Origin of the sequence: Streptomyces sp. CA2R106, assembly GCF_037034245.1 — a bacterium.
GTDB lineage: Bacteria > Actinomycetota > Actinomycetes > Streptomycetales > Streptomycetaceae > Actinacidiphila.
This window is the reverse complement of the sequence record NZ_JBAGKC010000009.1, coordinates 142570-158468: the sequence shown is the minus strand read 5'-3', so window position 1 is coordinate 158468 and position 15899 is coordinate 142570. Positions and strand designations below refer to the sequence as shown.

The following is a 15899-nucleotide window of genomic DNA, read 5'->3' as shown; positions in this document are numbered from 1 at the left end:
GTTGAGGGGACGTCCTGGGGTCAGGGCACCCGCGACTCGAAGGCGTGCAGGTGGGGGTTGATCGGGCGGACGGCCTCGACCGGCAGCCCCGCCTCCTCCATCAGGGCGGTCATGCTCGCCCGGGTGTGCTTGGCGCCGCCGACGTTGAGCAGCAGGAGCAGGTCCATCGCGGTGGTGAAGCGCATGGAGGGGCTGTCGTCGACGAGGTTCTCGATCACCAGCACCCGGGCGCCGGGTTCGGCGGCGGCGACGACGTTGCGCAGGGTGGCGCGGGTGCTGGCGTCGTCCCACTCGAGGATGTTCTTCAGGACGTACAGGTCGGCGCGGACCGGGATCGCGGTGCGGCAGTCGCCGGGGACCAGCCGCACCCGGTCGGCGAGCGCGCCGCCTTCCCGCAGCCGCGGGTCGGCGTGGGCGACGACGTCGGGCAGGTCCAGCAGGGTGCCGTGCAGCCCGGGCGCCTTCTCCAGCAGCCCGGCGAGCGCCAGCCCCTGGCCGCCGCCGATGTCGACGACGGAGCGGACCCCGGTCAGGTCCACGTACGCGGCCAGGTCGCGGGCCGCCTGGCGGCTGGAGGAGGTCATCGCGCGGTCGAAGACGCGGGCGGAGTCGGCGGCGTCGGTGTGCAGGTACTCGAAGAAGCTCTTGCCGTACAGGTCGGCGAAGACGTCCCGGCCGGAGCGGACGGCCTCGTCCAGCCGCGGCCAAGCGTCCCAGGTCCAGGGCTCGGTGCACCACAGCGCGATGTGGTGCAGGCTGCCGGGGGTGTCCTCGCGCAGCAGCCGGGACATGCCGGTGTGCGTGAAGCGGCCGTCGGCGGCTTCGGCGAAGACCCCGTAGCAGGCGAGGGCGCGCAGCAGCCGGCGCAGCGGTTCGGGTGCCACGTCGAGGCGCTCGGCCAACTCCTCGGCGGTGGCGGGGGTTTCGCCGAGCGCGTCGGGAAGTCCCAGGCGGGCGGCGGCGCGTACGGAGGCGGCGCAGGCGGCGCCGAAGACGATCTCGCGCAGCCGCATCGCCGCGGCGCCGTCGTCGGTGCCGTCGTCCTTGCCGGGGCCGGTCGCGGTGCCGGCTCGGGTGTCGTTTCCGAACGGGGTGGTGTTCAGGGGGGGTTGGGCCTCGGTGTCCGGTGTGGTCGTCATGGTGCCGCCCTTTCTCATGGCGTCATGGCGGTGGGGGGAGCGGTGGGGCGCGGTGGGGGGAGCGCCGGTGTGCGGCGGGTGCCGTCAGCAGCGGCCGGCGGGCAGGGAGACCTGGCAGGTGTTCGCGGTGAAGGTGTTGCCGGTGCCGTGGTCGCGGTCGGCGAGGTCGGCGGGGCCGTTGCGCAGCACCGTGTTGTTCCGCACCGTGTTGCCGGAGTCGGGTTTGCCGGTGAAGCTCGGGAAGAGCACGACACCCCCGGACAGCGGCGAGTCGCCGACGTTGCCGTTGATCTCGTTGCCGTCGAGCACCGTGTTCTCCACGCCGGTCAGCACCACGCCCGCGCCCTGGACGTAGGGCAGGCGGGCGGTGGCCGGGCAGTAGGCGTTGTTCGCGTCCACGGTGTTGCCGGTGAGCGTCATCTCGCCCGCGCGCGGGGTGTTCTCGTCGCCGACGAGGAAGACGCCCGCGCAGTTGCCGTTCATGGTGTTGCCGTCCACGGTGACGTCGCGCAGCCGGCGGACGACCAGGCCCATGTGGTTGCCGGTGAGGCGGTTGCCGCGGATCTCGGTGCCCTGGGTGTCGGTGGCGCCGCCCTCCTCGGAGACCGTGTTCGCCACGAACAGGCCGGCCTCGCCGTTGCCGCTCGCCTCGTTGCCGGCGAAGCGCGAGCGGACCGACTTCTCCTGGCCGATGCCGTACTGGCCGTTGCGGTCGGCCCGGACGTGGTCGACGGTGAGGCGGTCGGCGGCGGTGGCCCACAGGCCGTACTTGGCGAAGCCGGTGACCGCCAGGGACTCCACCCGCACACCGGACGCGCCGGTGACGCACAGGCCGTCGCCGGCCGCGGCGCACGCGGCGGCGCCCGTCTGGGCGCCCGCGGTCGCCGGCCGGCCGGCGCCGGCCGCGCTGTGCGGGTCGGTGCCCGCGGTGGGCGGGGCCAGGACGGTGCTGCCCGCGCCGGTGCCGCGCAGCGTCAGGTCCGGCGTGCCGATCCGCACGCTGCCGCGGTAGGTGCCCGGCAGCACCAGCACGGTGTCGCCCGGCGCGGCCGCGTCCACCGCCGCCTGGATGGACTCCCCCGGGTGCACCACCCGCACCGCCGCCGCCCGCGCGGGCGCTCCCGCGGCGCCCATCGCGGCCACCGCCGCGGCCGTCACCGTCGCTCCCGCGATCACACGCTTCACCATCGCCCGACCCGCTTCCCTACGGCCCCCCACCGGGGGCATGGACGTGAAAAACGGCGGCTCGGGCCGCCGTTTCGACGCTAGGGACGGCCCAGGCGCCCCGCCACTCACGGGGCGTCACTGGGGTGACGCGCCAAGCCGGACGTACGGCGACGGTGATACGGCGGTGGGGGGCGCGGTGCTCAAGTACGGCGGTGGGTGGGGCGCGGCGCCGGGGCGGGCAGGGTGCGGGCCAGGCGGATACGGACCTCGGTGCCGCCGAGCACGCTGCGGCCGACGGCCAGGTCCCCGCCGGTGGACTCCGCCACGCGGCGCACGATGTCCAGGCCGAGGCCGGTGGAGCCGGGCCCGCCCGCGCCGTGGCCGCGGCGCAGCGCGGCGTCGGGGTCGGCGACGCCCGGCCCGGCGTCGGAGACCAGCAGGATCACGGCGCCGTCGAACTCGTGGACGTCGACGGCGAAGGCGGTGCCCTCCGGGGTGTGCCGGAAGACGTTGCCGAGCATCGCGTCGAGCGCGGCGGCGAGGTCGGCGCGGGCGACCGGCACCCGTACCGGGCGGTCGGCGCCCGCGGTGCGCACCTCGCGGTTCTCGTCCTCCGCGAGCGCCGACCAGAACGCCATCCGCTCGCGCACCACCTCGGCCGCGTCGCACCCGGCGGGCACCGCGGGTGCGGTGCGCTGGCCGCGGGCGGCCCGGATGATCTGGTCCACCTCGCGTTCGAGTTGGGCGACGGCCGCGCGGGTGTGCTCGGCGGCCGGAGTGCCGCCCAGCGAGGCGGTGTTGAGCCGCAGCACGGTCAGCGGGGTGCGCAGCCGGTGCGACAGGTCGGCGGCGAGTTCCCTTTCGTTGGCCAGGAGTTGGACGACCTGGTCGGCCATCGCGTTGAACGCGGCTGCCGCGGCGCGCAGTTCGTCCGGGCCGGCCTCCGGCACCCGCACCGCGAGGTCGCCCTCGCCGAGCCGGCGGGCGGCGCCGGCCAGCCGGACCGCGGGCCGGATCGTGCGGCTGCCGAGCCGGTCGGCGACCACCGCGGACCCCGCGACCAGGACCGCCCCGACACCCGCGAGCACCAGCCACGCGGTGGCCACGCCCCGGGTGACGTCGGCCTCGGGCACGAACACCTCGACCACCGCGATGGTGCCGGTGGAGACCGCGGTCGGCCGCAGCAGGGCGTACCCGCCGGGCACCCGTACGGTCGCGGCGGCGCCGTGCGCCGACGCCTCGGCCAGCGCGGCGCGCGAGGCTCGGTGCCGGCCGAGGTCCACCGCCGCGGTGTGCGCGGTGGCCGGGATGCGCAGCGCGATCCGGTTCTCGCCGCCGGCCTGGGCGGTGGCCACGGCCCGGGCGAGTTCGGCGCGGTCGGTGGTGATGGCCAGCGCGGGGGCCACCGCGGCGGCCTGGCGTTCGGCGTTGGTCAGCGCGCGGTCCCGGGCGAGTTCCCTCACCACGAGGCCGAGCGGCACCGCGAAGGCGAGCACCACCATCGCGGTGACGGCGAGCGAGACCCGTATCAGCGCCCATCTCATCGGCGGGCCGCCGTCCGCGCGCCGCTCACGCCGGGGGCTCCAGCTTGACCCCGACACCGCGCAGCGTGTGCAGGTAGCGGGGGCGGGCGGCGGTCTCGCCGAGTTTGCGGCGCAGCCACGACAGGTGCACGTCGATGGTCTGGTCGTCGCCGTAGGACTGGCGCCAGACCTCGGCGAGCAGTTCGCGGCGCGGCACCACCACGCCCGGGCGGGCGGCGAGGAAGGCGAGCAGGTCGAACTCCCGGCGGGTCAGGTCGAGTTGGTGGCCGTCGAGGACGGCGAGGCGGCGGCGGGCGTCGATCTCCAGGCCGCCGACGCGGATGCGTTCGTCCGCGGGCGGCGCGCCGGTGCCGCCGCCGCGGGCCCGGCGCAGTACCGCGGCCAGCCGCGCCGACAGGTGCTCGACGGAGAACGGCTTGACCAGGTAGTCGTCCGCGCCGGCGTTCAGCAGCCGGACGATCTCGGTCTCGTCGTCGCGCGCGGTCGCCACGATCACGGGGACGTCGCTCAGGCCGCGCAGCATCTTCAGCGCCTCGGAGCCGTCCAGGTCCGGCAGACCCAGGTCCAGGATGACCACGTCGAAGCCGAACTGGGCGACCTCGCGGAGCGCTTCCAGCGCGGTGCCGACGCTGCGTACGGTGTGCCCGGCGTCGGCGAGGTGCCGGATGAGGGCGGACCGCACGAAGTGGTCGTCTTCGACGACGAGGACTGTTGGCATGACCCGAACCTAATCGCTCCGCGGGTGGAGCCGTGTGTGGTGTGCCCGGGTGGGCCGGTCTGCGCTCAATCGCCGCGCGGGCTTGAGGGCTTGTGCGGGGCCTCCGCTTGTCTGCGCTCAAACGCCGCGCGGGCTTAGGGGTTGCGAGCCAAGGGGTTGTGCGGGCTTGGGGGTTGTGCGGGCTTGGGGGTTGTGCGGCTAGTGGTCCTCGTAGGTTTGGACCGTTGGGGGGTGGGCGTTCCAGGTGGCGAGGAGGGTGGCGGCGGTGGTGCCGGAGGCGGAGGTGAAGGTGACGCGGAGCCAGCCGGGTTGGTCGGTCCAGAGCTGCATGGTCCAGGTGGGGTTGGGGGTGGCGGAGACGAGGGAGGCGGAGGTGGTGGTGAGGGAGAGGACGACCTGGCCGCCGGAGAGGGTGTAGCTGTGGACGGTGCCGGGGTTGGTGGGGGTGGGCGTGGGGGTCGGGGTCGGGGTGGAGGAGCGGGTGGGGGTGGGGCGGGGGCGGGTGGTGGGGGAAGTGGGGGGCGCGGTGGAGGGTTTGGGGCGGTGGACGGCGGTGGAGATGCCCGGGGGCGAGCCGGTGGCGGCGGGTTGCAGGGGCAGCGCGCGCGGCGGACCGTAGGCGGTGCTGCGCAGCACGGAGCGCACGCCGAACCAGGACACGGCCACCGCCATGCTGGTCGCCACTGCCCAGACACCGAGGTGGAGCACCGCCCTGCGCACGGCCCCCATCCTGCCCTGCCCAGGCGGATCAGTCGAAGACGTGTGCGGGCGGGGGCGGGGAGGAGTCGGCGGTGGCGTCGGTGACGACGGGGGCGCCGGCGGTGAAGTCGGCGAGCGCCGGGCCGTGTTCGAGCCGGCCGGGGTGCGGGTCGGTGGCGATGCGGCGGGTGAGTTCGGCGAGCGGGAGCGGGCGGGCGGCGGCGACGAGCAGGAGGTTGCCGAAGCGGCGGCCGCGCAGTACCGCGGGGTCGGCGGCGAGGGCGGTGTCGGTGAAGGCGGCCCGGGCGGTGGCGACCTGGCCGCGGACGAAGGCGAGCGGGCCGCCGTCGGTGAGGTTGGCGGCGTAGATGCCGGCCGGGTCGAGGGCACGGAGTACGTCGGCGAGGAACTCGGCGCTGGTCAGGTGCGCGGGGGTGCGGGCGGCGGCGAAGACGTCGGCGATGACGAGGTCGGCCCAGCCGTCGGGGACCTTCGCCAGGCCCTCGCGGGCGTCGGCGCCGCGGACCTTGATCCGCCAGGTGCGGTCCCAGGGCAGTTCGGTGCGGACCAGTTCGGTCAGGGCGGTGTCGATCTCGACGACCTGCTGGGTGGAGCGCGGCCGGGTGTGCGCGGTGTAGCGCGCGAGGGTGAGGGCGCCGCCGCCGAGGTGGACCACCCGCAGCGGGCGGCCGGGCGGCGCGGCGAGGTCGACGACATGGCCCAGCCGGCGCTGGTAGGCGAAGTCGAGGCGGGCCGGGTCGGCGAGGTCGACATGGGACTGGGGGGCGCCGCCCACCAGGAGGGTCCAGGACTGCGGCCGTTCGCGGTCCGGGCGCAGCTCGGCGAGGCCGCCGCCCACGGGGACGGTGCGGGAAGCGGCAGTGCTGTGCCGTTGACGTGCCATGGTCCGATTATCGACCGGCGGCGCCGGTGCCCCCGCACCCCGGCGCCCGCGCCTGCGCGCGGCTGATCAGGACACCGCCGGCGGCTGGGCGAACCCGTCGACCAGCTCGATGGTCCGCGCGGCCGCGCCCATCGCCTGCCGCAGCTGCGCCGGGTCCGTCACCGCCCCGTCGGTCCGCGGCGGGACCAGCCAGCCGCCGCCGCAGGGCGTGGAACCGCCGCCCCTGCGGTGGCACTGGCTGCCGGGCAGGTCCCAGCCGTCCGCGGTGCCCAGCGGCACCAGGAACGCCAGGCTGTCCGCCGCGTGGTCGTGGAAGACCGGTCCCACCCCGGTGCTCAGCCGGAGCAGGTCCACGGCCTCCAGGCCCTGCCGGAACGGCACGGTCACCACGTCCCGCGCCGCCGGCACGACCACTTCCGGGCTGTGGCCCGCAGCATTTCTCTTCTCCACGGCAACCTCCCTCCGAAGGGGGCCGAGGTGATCGGCTCCCACTTCGTACAACGGCGTCCGTACCCGTCCGGGGCCCGCGCCAGGGGTGGCGTTCCCTGGCGAATCACGGCGTGAACCCCCTATTCGGGGGTGAAGGAGGGGTGGCGGGGGCGGTGGGAGTGCGCCCGGGCGCACCGGCCGGCGTACTCCGGGAGGTGCGGAAGTCCGGATTCCGGCCCTACTCCAGGTGCGCGGTGTCGTTCCAGCGCTCCAGCGCCGGCGCGCCGTAGGCCCACCCCAGCACCGACAGCGACGCCGGCTCCAGGCGCAGCGCCGCCGCGAAGGCGGGGTCGAGGCCGAGCCAGCGCGCCCCCAGCACCCGCAGGAAGTGGCCGTGCGCGAAGACCACCACGTCGCGCGGCGCGGACCGGGCCCACCCGATCACCTCGTCGGCGCGCTCGGCGACCGCCGCCAGCGTCTCGCCGCCGGGCACGCCGTCCCGCCATATGTGGAAGCCGGGCCGCCGCTCCTGGAGCTGCGCGGGCGTCAGGCCCTCGTACCGGCCGTAGTCCCACTCGACGAGCGGGTCCCACTCCTTGGCCCGGCCGAAGCCGGCGAGTTCCGCGGTGGCGGAGGCGCGGACCAGCGGCGAGGTGCGCACCTCGGCGTCGGGCAGGCCGTACCAGGGGGCGCGGGCCAGCCGCTCGCCGAGCAGCCGCGCCGTACGCCGTCCCTCGTCGGTCAGCGGGATGTCGGTACGGCCGGTGTGCCGCCCGGTGCGGGACCACTCCGTCTGCCCGTGCCGGACCAGGAGGACACGCGGCGCCAGCACTGCCATACCGAAGGACCTTTCGCGGACCGGCCGAAAACGCCTCCATCATCACCCACCGCCCGCGGGCGCCCTTCACCGCCCTGAGCACCGGCTGCCCGGCACCTGCGCGCCGGCCGCTCAGCGCTCGGCGAGCAACCCGCCCAGCAGCCGGTCCAGGCCCCATTCGTACTGGCCCCCAGCGTCGTCCTGCGCGCACAGCAGCTCGGGGACGAGGGCGACCAGCGCCGGGTAGCGCTCGGGCTGGAGCGCGTCCAGCTTGGTCCGGGCCCGCTCCCGCGCCCCCTCCTCGCACTTCGCGCGGGTGCGGCGGATGCTCCACACCGCCGAGCCCACGGTGTACTGCATGAGCGCCACGTGCGCGCGGACCGCGTCCTGCCCGGACAGCCCGCACGCCCGCAGCAGGGCCAGCATCCGGTCGATGACCGCGAGCGCGTCGTCACCGCGGGTGGGGCGGGTGGTGAGCAGTTGCAGCGCGGAGGGGTGGTCGGTGAAGAGCCGGTAGACCCCGAGGCAGACCTCGCGCAGCTCGCGGTCCGGGTGCGCGCCGCAGGTGCCCGGCAGCTCCACGGTGTCCAGCAGACGCTGGGCGACGGCGTCGCTGATCTCGTCCTTGCCGCGGAAGTGCGAGTAGATCGCCATCGGGGCGACACCCAGCTGTTCGGCGAGTGCACGCATGGTGAAAGCCTCGGCGCCGTCGCGATCGAGCAGAGCGATCGCCGCATCGAGGATACGATCCGGGTTGAGCGTGTTGCGGGGGGCGCGGCGCCGTGGGGTGCGCAGCGGCCGGGCCGACGGGGACACCGACATCGGGATCTCTGTTCTCGTCTCCTTCGTACCTCGTGCGGCAACCCGGGAGCGGTACCGGGCGTCCTTCGGAGCGTGCCCGCCCGGCATGTCCGGGCTGAACACCGTACGAACTCGGGGTATCTGCGAAACTTCGGGGGCGATGTGCGCCGCACTTACCGTACGGCGTACGGTTGAGCGTACGCCACCGACCAGACCGCCGGACCCGCGGCCAACGGAGAACCTGGAGAGACGTCCGGATGACGATCACTGCCGCTGCGCCGCGCGCCGCTGCCTACCGCGGCCGGCTGCGCTGGTGGACCGAACTGCCGCTCATCGCCGTGGTCTACGCGCTCTACTCCGGGGCGCGGCTGCTGGTCCGCGGTGACGTGAGCAGCGCGGTGCAGCACGGCGCGGACATCCTGCACTTCGAGCAGATCGTCCACCTCGACCCGGAGCACTGGTTCAACCGGCTCTTCACCGACCACGCCTTCCTCGGTGTGCCGGCCGACTTCATGTACGCGTCGCTGCACTACATCGTGACCCCCACGGTCCTGGTCTGGCTGTGGCGCCGCCGGCCCACCCACTACCGGATGGCCCGCACCTGGCTGATGCTGTCCACCCTGATCGGGCTGATCGGCTTCACCCTGCTGCCCACGGCCCCGCCGCGGCTGCTCACCGGCCACCACGGCTTCATCGACACCATGGCCCAGTACGGCTCCTACGGCTGGTGGGGCGGCGAGGCAAGCGCGCCGCGCGGCATGGGCGACCTCACCAACCAGTACGCGGCGATGCCGAGCCTGCACGTCGGCTGGTCGCTGTGGTGCGGGATCATGCTCTTCCGCTACGGGCGGCACTGGACGGTGCGCACCCTCGGCGTGCTCTACCCGCTGATGACCGCGCTCGTGGTGATGGGCACCGCCAACCACTACCTGATGGACGCCGCCGCGGGCGTCGCGGTGATGGGCGTCGGCTTCCTGCTGGCCCGGCCGGCGCTGCGGATGGTGGACGGGCTGCACGCGCGGATCGGCCTCACCCGGTCCGCCGCCGCCCCGGCCGCTTCAGTCTCTTCGGCCGCTCCGGCCGCTCCGGCCGCTTCGGCCCCGGAGGTCCACGCCCCCGCCCCCGCCGCACACGGCGGCGCCCCGGCTCCGGGAGCCGGGCGGACCCCGGCGGCCAAGCCGTCCGTGCCGCGCCAGCTTCCGGCCCCCGCCGGCGGGACCGAGCAGGCCAGCGGCGAGCTGACCGGCGAGGACGACCGGACCGGCGAACCCGCCGGCCACAACTGACCGCGGGCCCCGACCGGTTGCCGGGGCGCCCTCGGGGCCGTTGTCCGTGGCGGATGACACACTTTCCCGGGTGAGCACTACGCACTCCCTGCGGGAGCGGCTGGCCGTCCTGCGCGGCCCCGGCACCACTCCCCGCCCGATGGACGCGCGGGCGCTGGCCGCACTCGCCGCCAACCCCGGCTGCAAGCGCCGCGCGGTGATGGACGCCGCCGGGGTGGACAAGGGCGCCGTCGCCGAAGCGCTCGGCTCCCCCGCCCGGTTCGGCCAGTCCCGGTTCGCCTTCTCCCGCGGCCACGCCTTCGAGGCGCGGGTCAAGGCCGACGGCTGCGCCGAACTGCTGCGGCTGCTCGGCGCCGAGGGCCGCGCGGCCCTGCCCGACCTGGCCGCGCCCGGGCCCGAGGGCCGGGTGGCGAGGACCCGGATGGCGCTGGCCGAGGCCGCCCCCGGCGCCTGGACCCTGCTCGACCACCCGCTGCTCGCGCTGGACGTCGCCGGCTCCACGGTCCACCTCGAACCCGACGCGGTGGCGGTCGCGCCCGACGGCAGCTGGACCGTCGTCGAGATCAAGTCCTTCCCGATCCTGGACGGCGGCGCCGACGCGATGAAGGTCGGCGCCGCCGCCCGGCAGTCCGCGGTCTACGTCCTGGCGCTCGACGCGGTGGCCGCCGGCCGCACCCGCGCCGACATCCTGCTGGTCTGCCCGAAGGACTTCTCCAACCTGCCCACCGCCGACCGGGTCGACATCCGCAAGCAGCTCGCCGTCACCCGCCGCCAGCTCACCCGGCTGACCCGGATCTCGGACATCGCCGGCCTGCTGCCCGAGGACACCACCTTCGACCTGGCGTACACCCCCGACGGCCGCACCCCGACCCGGCCGCGGGCCGAGCTGGCCGCCGCCGTGGAGCTCGTCCCGGCCGCGTACGCCCCGGAGTGCCTGTCCACCTGCGAGCTGGCCTTCCACTGCCGCGACCGCTCCCGGGCGGCGGGCCGGGTCGAGGCGCTGGGCCGGTCGCTGCGCGGCGAGCTCGGCGACCTGACCACGGTGGAGGCGGTGCTCGCCGCCGCGCACGGCCGCGCGGGCGACCCGCGGGACCCGGCGGTCGCGGCGCTGCGCCGGGCCGCGGCGCTGCGCGCGGAGGCGCTGGCCGCGGGGTCCGACGCGCCTTCGGCGGCGGACGGAGCCCCCGCCCCCGCCCCCGCTTCCGCTCCCGCCGTCCCGGCTCCCGCGCGGCCGCCCGCCCCGGAGACCGGGGATCTGCGGGACGCCCGGCCGGACTCCGACAAGCCGGCGCGCGACCGTACCGGCGGCCCTACCCGTACCGGCACCGGCACCGGCGCCCCGACCCGTACGGCCGGAGGCCCGGCGTGAGCGTGCTGCACACCCTCGCCCGCGCCGAGGCGGTCGCCGCCCGCCGGGCGGTCCCGGCCGCGACCGTACGCCACTGCCACCTCGCCGACCGGCCGCTGGTGCTGGTGCCGCTCACCACCGCGGGCGAGGCGGGCGCGCCGCTGGGCGCGATGATCGGCACCGACCGGGACACCCCCGAACTGCTGGTGGTGCCCCAACCCCTCGACCGCGAACTGCGGTTCGGTTTCTTCGCCGGGCTCGCCGCGGTCCTGCTGCGCGCGCTGGAGCAGTACACCGACGAGGTCGAGATCGAGCCGGCCACCCGCACCCGCGAGGAGACCGAGCTGTGCGCCGACGCCCTCCAGATGGTGGTGCCCAACAGCGCCGCCGTGGAGTACGTCCGGCTGGTCGGCCGCTCCACCCGCTTCCTGCGCACCGTCGAGGACCCGGACGCCCCGCACCCGGTGCCGGTGCCGGTGCCGCTGCTCGGCCGCTGGCTCACGCACTACGCGGAACGCTCCCGCACCCCGGGCAGCGGGCTGCTGCTCGCCATGACCGACCTGCTCACCCGGCACTGGGCCACCGGCCAGAGCGCCATGGAGGACCAGCACCTCGGCGCGCTGCTCGGCTGGATCGACCCGCCGCCCGGCTCCGACGGGCCCACCGCCGCCGCCCGCGCCCAGACCGGCCGGGCCCGCGACGGCCTGCTGCTCAGCCCGCCGGCCGGCCCGGCCACCGACCCGGTCTTCGACAACCGCGTCCTCGCCCCGGCCCAGGCCCGGTACGACAAGGCCCGCGGCGCCGCCGAGCGCGCGGCCGCGGAGACGGCGATCAGGGACCTGGTCGCCTCCCAGCTGCGGCCCACCTGGGACGACATGTGGCGCGGCCTGGACCTGCTGCGGTCGCTGCCCGAGGCCGCCCACGTCGAGGAGCGGTGGAAGCGGGACCGCTGGTCCTTCACCGGGCACCGCGACCGGGTCCGCGCGGGCGAGCCGCCCCAGCCCAAGCGCGACGACGCGATCACCGCCGCGCAGAAGCTGGCCGGGCGGGAGACCGCGCAGGCCCGGCTCTCCGCCCAGGAGGCGCTGGACGACCCGCTGGCCATGGCGGCGCGGCGGCTGTCCGGGGAGGCGTTCACCGGGACCGTGGTCGAGGTCGAGATGACCATGTCCGAGGGCCGCCGCCCGATGCCCCGGCCGGTGCTCACCCTCACCACTGGGGACCTGCCGCAGGCCGAGCCGGGCGCGAAGGCGTACCGGGCGCTGGCGGACGCGAAGTCGGCGCAGACGGCGGAGCTGGTGGAGCTGGTGGAGGTGCGCGAGGCCGGCGGCGGTTCCGTGGGCGGGTCCGGCAATGAGGCCAGGGCCGGCAACGGTTCCGGGTCCAGTGACGAGGCGGGCTGCGGCTCCGAGCCCGGCAGCGGCAACGGCTCCGGCTCCGGCTCCGGCTTCCGGTGGTGCGTGCGGGTGAAGCTGACCGGGGGCATGGGAAGCGGCCGCACTCCGCGGGAGGGCTCGGTCCCGGCACCCGGCGACACCGTCACCTTCACGCTGTTCGAGCACGACCCGCGCAGTGGCCCCGCCCTGCCCGACGCCGAGCTGACCCCGTGGACCCACGGCGGGCCGCCCGGCGCCGACCCCGCCCCGACCGCCCCCGACCCCGTGACCGCGGAGGACTTCCTGTGACCGAGCCCGTGCCCGTGCCAGGCGCCGGGGCTGCTGCCCCGGGCGGCGAGGCCGAGCCGTTCGATCCGGGCCGGGCCGCCGCCGAGGCGACCGCCGCGATCCTGGCGAGCACCCTGTACGGCACCGAGCGCGGCGTGGTCGTGGACTCGCCCCCGGGCGCGGGCAAGTCCACGCTCGTGGTGCGCGCGGCCCGCGAACTGGCCGCGGCCGGCGAGTCGCTGATGATCGTCGCGCAGACCAACGCGCAGGTCGACGACCTCGCCGACCGGCTGGCCACCGCCGACCCGGACCTGCCGGTCGGGCGGCTGCACGGCACCGACTCGCCGCCGGACCCCGCGCTCGACCGCCACCCCTCGCTCGCGAAGTCCACGTCCGTGGCGGAGCTGCGGGACCGGGCGGTGGTGATCGCGACCGCGGCGAAGTGGGCGTACGTCAAGGACGTCGAGCCCTGGCGGCACGCCATCGTGGACGAGGCGTACCAGATGCGCTCGGACGCGCTGCTCCAGGTCGCCGGACTCTTCGAACGCGCGCTGTTCGTCGGCGACCCCGGCCAGCTCGACCCGTTCAGCGTGGTGGGCGCGGAGCAGTGGGCGGGGCTGAGCTGGGACCCCTCGGCGAGCGCGGTGGTGACGCTGCTCGCGCACAACCCGGGCCTGCCGCAGCACCGGTTGCCGGTGTCCTGGCGGCTGCCCGCGTCCGCCGCGCCGCTGGTGTCGCGGGCGTTCTACCCGTACACACCGTTCCGCAGCGGCACCGGACCGGGCGACCGGCGGCTCGGGTTCGGCGTCCGCGGCGACGGCGGGGGCCTGGACCGCGTCCTGGACGAGGCGGCGGTAAGCGGCTGGGGCCTGCTGGAGTTGCCTGCCCGGCACACCCCGCGCACCGACCCGGAGGCGGTCCGGGCCGTCGCCCTGGTCGTACGGCGCCTGCTCGACCGCGGCGGGCTCACCCATTCCGCGCCCGACCCCGACCCCAAGCCGCTGACGGCCGAGCGGATCGCGGTCGGCACCGCGCACCGCGACCAGGCCGCAGCGGTGCGCGCCGCGCTCGCCTCGCTCGGGGTGGCCGGGGTCGCCGTGGACACCGCGAACCGGCTCCAGGGGCGGGAGTTCGACGTCACCGTGGTGCTCCACCCGCTGTCCGGCCGCCCCGACGCCACCGCGTTCCACCTGGAGACCGGGCGCCTTTGCGTGCTCGCCTCCCGGCACCGGCACGCCTGCATCGTCGTCTGCCGCGCCGGGGTCGCCGACCTCCTCGACGAGCACCCGTCCTCCGAGCCGGTCCGCCTCGGCGTCACCGTCAAGTTCCCCGACGGCTGGGAGGCCAACCACGCCATGCTCGCGCACCTCGCCGAACACCGCACCGCCTGGCAGCCGTGAGCTGCGGTGACGCGTTGGTCACGTGGTGGCCCGATCCACTTTATGCAAGGACACGCATAGTCGCGTTCCCGCATAGACGCGTAGCGCCACCCCTTCTACTGTCGTTGGCCAGGCGGCCCAAACGGGGCCAGAGCAGGGGGGTTTGGCATGTCCGAACGTTCGGCACTCACCCGGCTCACGGGCAACGGCAACGGCGAGTGCGGAGAGAAGGACTGCCCGAACGTGTACCGCACGGCGACCGGGTCGTTCGTGGTGCAGGGCGACGTGTCCGACGCCTTCAGCCCGCCCACTGGTGAAGGGCTCGTGGAAATCCCGGAGGCGGTTCTCAGGGAGGCGTTCCGTGCACTTGGATGGTGACGCGTGGAATGACTGCTTCGATTCCATGGAGCGGGAGGCGTGGCGGCTGGAAACGCTGCCCGTCTACACCATGCCCCAGGAAGCGGAGAAACTGAAGCGCTTTCTCGCCGGGGGAAATTCGCCCGACGATTACACTTCGGGCTGGATGGACGAGGTCCGGCAATGGACCTCGGAAGGAAAGAGGGTCGGCAGGGTGCATATCGTGACCCGCCCGCTCTCGGACTATCTCCGGTTCGAGTTCGAGCACTACTACCGGCATCACGTCAAGGCGGGCGAGGACATCCGCATCCTCGACCTCACCGACCGGGAGAACCCGGGACTTCCGGATCAGGATTTCTGGATGTTCGATGAGTCCAAGGTGGTCCTGATGAACTACCGGGCCGACGGGACGCAGATAAACCGGGAACTGCACGAGGGTGACCCGGAGCCGTACCGACAGTGGAAGCGGATCGCCGTTGCCGAGTCGGTTCCATTCCTGGAGTACGTGAACGGGTGACGTTCGACCCCGAGCAGTTGGGGCAGCCGAAACAGGAACTGGCGGCCCTGCTCAAAGAACTACGCATGCGAGCCGGCCTCACTGGGGACCGGCTCGCTCGGCGTTGCAACATGTCCCAATCGAAGATCAGTCGGATCGAGAATGGGAAAGCCCAACCGAGTCTGCTCGACCTGGAAAGAATCCTCCGGGCCGTCGTGGCTCCGCCTGAGGTCATCGAGGAGGTCATCGCTCTCGCGAGGCTGGCCAACACCGAATGGCAAGACCTGCGCTCGCTGCGGCGCAGGGGCCTGGAGAAGAAGCAGACCGAACTTGCGGCCCTTGAATCCTCGGGTACGGAGTTCCGATTCTTCCTGCTCTCGATGATTACAGGACTGCTGTCCACCCCCGAGTACATCCGGGCCAGCCTTGCCCATTCCCCGGCCGATGTCACCAAGACGATCGCGAGGAAGCTGGAGCGGCAGGAGGTTCTTTACGACACGAAGAAGCGATTTACCTTCATCTTGACCGAGCAGGCTGTGCGGTGGCCACTCCTGCCCCCGGCTGCAATGGCGATGCAGATTGACCGGCTGGCCTCACTGACCCACCTACCGAATGTGAAGCTAGGTGTCATCCCGATCGCGGGATACAAGCCCATGGCTCCGATGGACACCTTCACTGTCTACGACAACACCCTGGCCACTGTGGAGAACACCACCGGTGTTGTGATCCTGAGAGATCCACGCGACATCGAAATGCATGTGGAACTGTTCTCGACACTGGAGGGGTACGCGCTGTTCGGGGCCGAAGCGCGAGCCTTGTTGACGGAGTGGGCCGCCGCCTGCCGTTCATGATCTTTAGTCCATGACGGGAAAGAACTACACAGCCATCACTTTCCGGGCCAATGATTTCCCCCATGACAGCGACCGAGCGAAACGAAGAGCGGGTGCGCCACGGCGTAGGTCGGGGGCTGGGACGTCCGTCGCCGGTGGGGTCGGCTGATGTCCGGCTCAGGGCGGTGGGTGCTGTGCCGCTTCGGCCGGTACGCGGGTCCGCGCTACCTGGCGACGATCCTCGGCGGAGTGGCCCTGGTTCTCGCCGGGACCCTGGCTCTTCGGTAACTGCATTGGCCGCTGTCACTGATGCTTCCCGCC

16 protein-coding genes are annotated in these 15899 nt (G+C 74.4%); 7 read left to right on the top strand and 9 right to left on the bottom strand.

What is annotated here, in order from left to right:
• Window positions 1-20 precede the first annotated feature (20 nt).
• The 9 genes from WA788_RS16120 to WA788_RS16080 form a co-directional block, all read right to left on the bottom strand.
• Entirely contained in the window at window positions 21-1013 is a 993-nt protein-coding gene (locus WA788_RS16120; protein ID WP_335978081.1) for a methyltransferase, read from the bottom strand.
• A 210-nt stretch (window positions 1014-1223) separates the two neighbouring features.
• The gene (locus WA788_RS16115; protein WP_335977860.1) at window positions 1224-2327 is read right to left on the bottom strand and encodes a right-handed parallel beta-helix repeat-containing protein; all 1104 of its coding nucleotides are present in this window, start codon (window positions 2325-2327) and stop codon (window positions 1224-1226) included.
• Window positions 2328-2506: 179 nt separating this feature from the next.
• Window positions 2507-3850: a sensor histidine kinase gene (locus tag WA788_RS16110; RefSeq protein WP_335977858.1), complete on the bottom strand. Its 1344-nt coding sequence runs from the start codon at window positions 3848-3850 to the stop codon at window positions 2507-2509.
• Between the two features lie 25 nt (window positions 3851-3875).
• Window positions 3876-4568, bottom strand: a complete 693-nt coding sequence (locus tag WA788_RS16105) for a response regulator transcription factor (protein WP_335977856.1) — start codon at window positions 4566-4568, stop codon at window positions 3876-3878.
• Between the two features lie 198 nt (window positions 4569-4766).
• Window positions 4767-5288: a hypothetical protein gene (locus WA788_RS16100; protein ID WP_335977854.1), complete on the bottom strand. Its 522-nt coding sequence runs from the start codon at window positions 5286-5288 to the stop codon at window positions 4767-4769.
• Between the two features lie 28 nt (window positions 5289-5316).
• Entirely contained in the window at window positions 5317-6171 is an 855-nt protein-coding gene (locus WA788_RS16095; protein WP_335977852.1) for a spermidine synthase, read from the bottom strand.
• A gap of 66 nt (window positions 6172-6237) precedes the next feature.
• Window positions 6238-6621 carry a hypothetical protein gene (locus WA788_RS16090; protein ID WP_335977850.1) on the bottom strand — a complete coding sequence of 128 codons (384 nt, stop codon included), beginning with the start codon at window positions 6619-6621 and terminating at the stop codon, window positions 6238-6240.
• 217 nt (window positions 6622-6838) lie between these two features.
• The gene (locus tag WA788_RS16085) at window positions 6839-7429 is read right to left on the bottom strand and encodes a histidine phosphatase family protein (protein ID WP_335978080.1); all 591 of its coding nucleotides are present in this window, start codon (window positions 7427-7429) and stop codon (window positions 6839-6841) included.
• 120 nt (window positions 7430-7549) lie between these two features.
• A complete protein-coding gene (locus WA788_RS16080) occupies window positions 7550-8239 on the bottom strand; it encodes a TetR/AcrR family transcriptional regulator (RefSeq protein ID WP_335977849.1) in 690 nt (229 codons plus the stop codon).
• A gap of 236 nt (window positions 8240-8475) precedes the next feature.
• Between WA788_RS16080 and WA788_RS16075 the strand changes: the two genes are divergently transcribed.
• From WA788_RS16075 to WA788_RS16045, 7 genes are all read left to right on the top strand, one after another.
• Window positions 8476-9504: a phosphatase PAP2 family protein gene (locus tag WA788_RS16075; RefSeq protein WP_335977848.1), complete on the top strand. Its 1029-nt coding sequence runs from the start codon at window positions 8476-8478 to the stop codon at window positions 9502-9504.
• A 70-nt stretch (window positions 9505-9574) separates the two neighbouring features.
• Entirely contained in the window at window positions 9575-10873 is a 1299-nt protein-coding gene (locus WA788_RS16070) for a hypothetical protein (RefSeq protein WP_443034044.1), read from the top strand.
• Window positions 10870-12537, top strand: a complete 1668-nt coding sequence (locus tag WA788_RS16065; protein WP_335977845.1) for a hypothetical protein — start codon at window positions 10870-10872, stop codon at window positions 12535-12537. The genes WA788_RS16070 and WA788_RS16065 overlap by 4 nt, the downstream gene beginning before the upstream one ends.
• 14 nt (window positions 12538-12551) lie before the next feature.
• Window positions 12552-13916, top strand: a complete 1365-nt coding sequence (locus tag WA788_RS16060; protein WP_335978078.1) for an AAA family ATPase — start codon at window positions 12552-12554, stop codon at window positions 13914-13916.
• Between the two features lie 147 nt (window positions 13917-14063).
• Window positions 14064-14273 carry a hypothetical protein gene (locus WA788_RS16055; RefSeq protein ID WP_335977843.1) on the top strand — a complete coding sequence of 70 codons (210 nt, stop codon included), beginning with the start codon at window positions 14064-14066 and terminating at the stop codon, window positions 14271-14273.
• Window positions 14257-14769, top strand: coding sequence for a DUF6879 family protein (locus tag WA788_RS16050; protein ID WP_335977841.1), 513 nt, complete (start codon window positions 14257-14259; stop codon window positions 14767-14769). The genes WA788_RS16055 and WA788_RS16050 overlap by 17 nt, the downstream gene beginning before the upstream one ends.
• Window positions 14766-15599 (top strand): helix-turn-helix domain-containing protein, encoded by an 834-nt coding sequence (locus WA788_RS16045; RefSeq protein WP_335977840.1) that lies wholly within the window; start codon window positions 14766-14768, stop codon window positions 15597-15599. The genes WA788_RS16050 and WA788_RS16045 overlap by 4 nt, the downstream gene beginning before the upstream one ends.
• Window positions 15600-15899: the final 300 nt, after the last annotated feature.

Coding starts and splice junctions, on each gene's coding strand:
- WA788_RS16120 (WP_335978081.1), bottom strand. CDS start 1,013: ATGCGGCTGCGCGAGATCGTCTTCGGCGCCGCCTGCGCCGCCTCCGTA.
- WA788_RS16115 (WP_335977860.1), bottom strand. CDS start 2,327: ATGGTGAAGCGTGTGATCGCGGGAGCGACGGTGACGGCCGCGGCGGTG.
- WA788_RS16110 (WP_335977858.1), bottom strand. CDS start 3,850: ATGAGATGGGCGCTGATACGGGTCTCGCTCGCCGTCACCGCGATGGTG.
- WA788_RS16105 (WP_335977856.1), bottom strand. CDS start 4,568: ATGCCAACAGTCCTCGTCGTCGAAGACGACCACTTCGTGCGGTCCGCC.
- WA788_RS16095 (WP_335977852.1), bottom strand. CDS start 6,171: ATGGCACGTCAACGGCACAGCACTGCCGCTTCCCGCACCGTCCCCGTG.
- WA788_RS16080 (WP_335977849.1), bottom strand. CDS start 8,239: ATGTCGGTGTCCCCGTCGGCCCGGCCGCTGCGCACCCCACGGCGCCGC.
- WA788_RS16075 (WP_335977848.1), top strand. CDS start 8,476: ATGACGATCACTGCCGCTGCGCCGCGCGCCGCTGCCTACCGCGGCCGG.
- WA788_RS16055 (WP_335977843.1), top strand. CDS start 14,064: ATGTCCGAACGTTCGGCACTCACCCGGCTCACGGGCAACGGCAACGGC.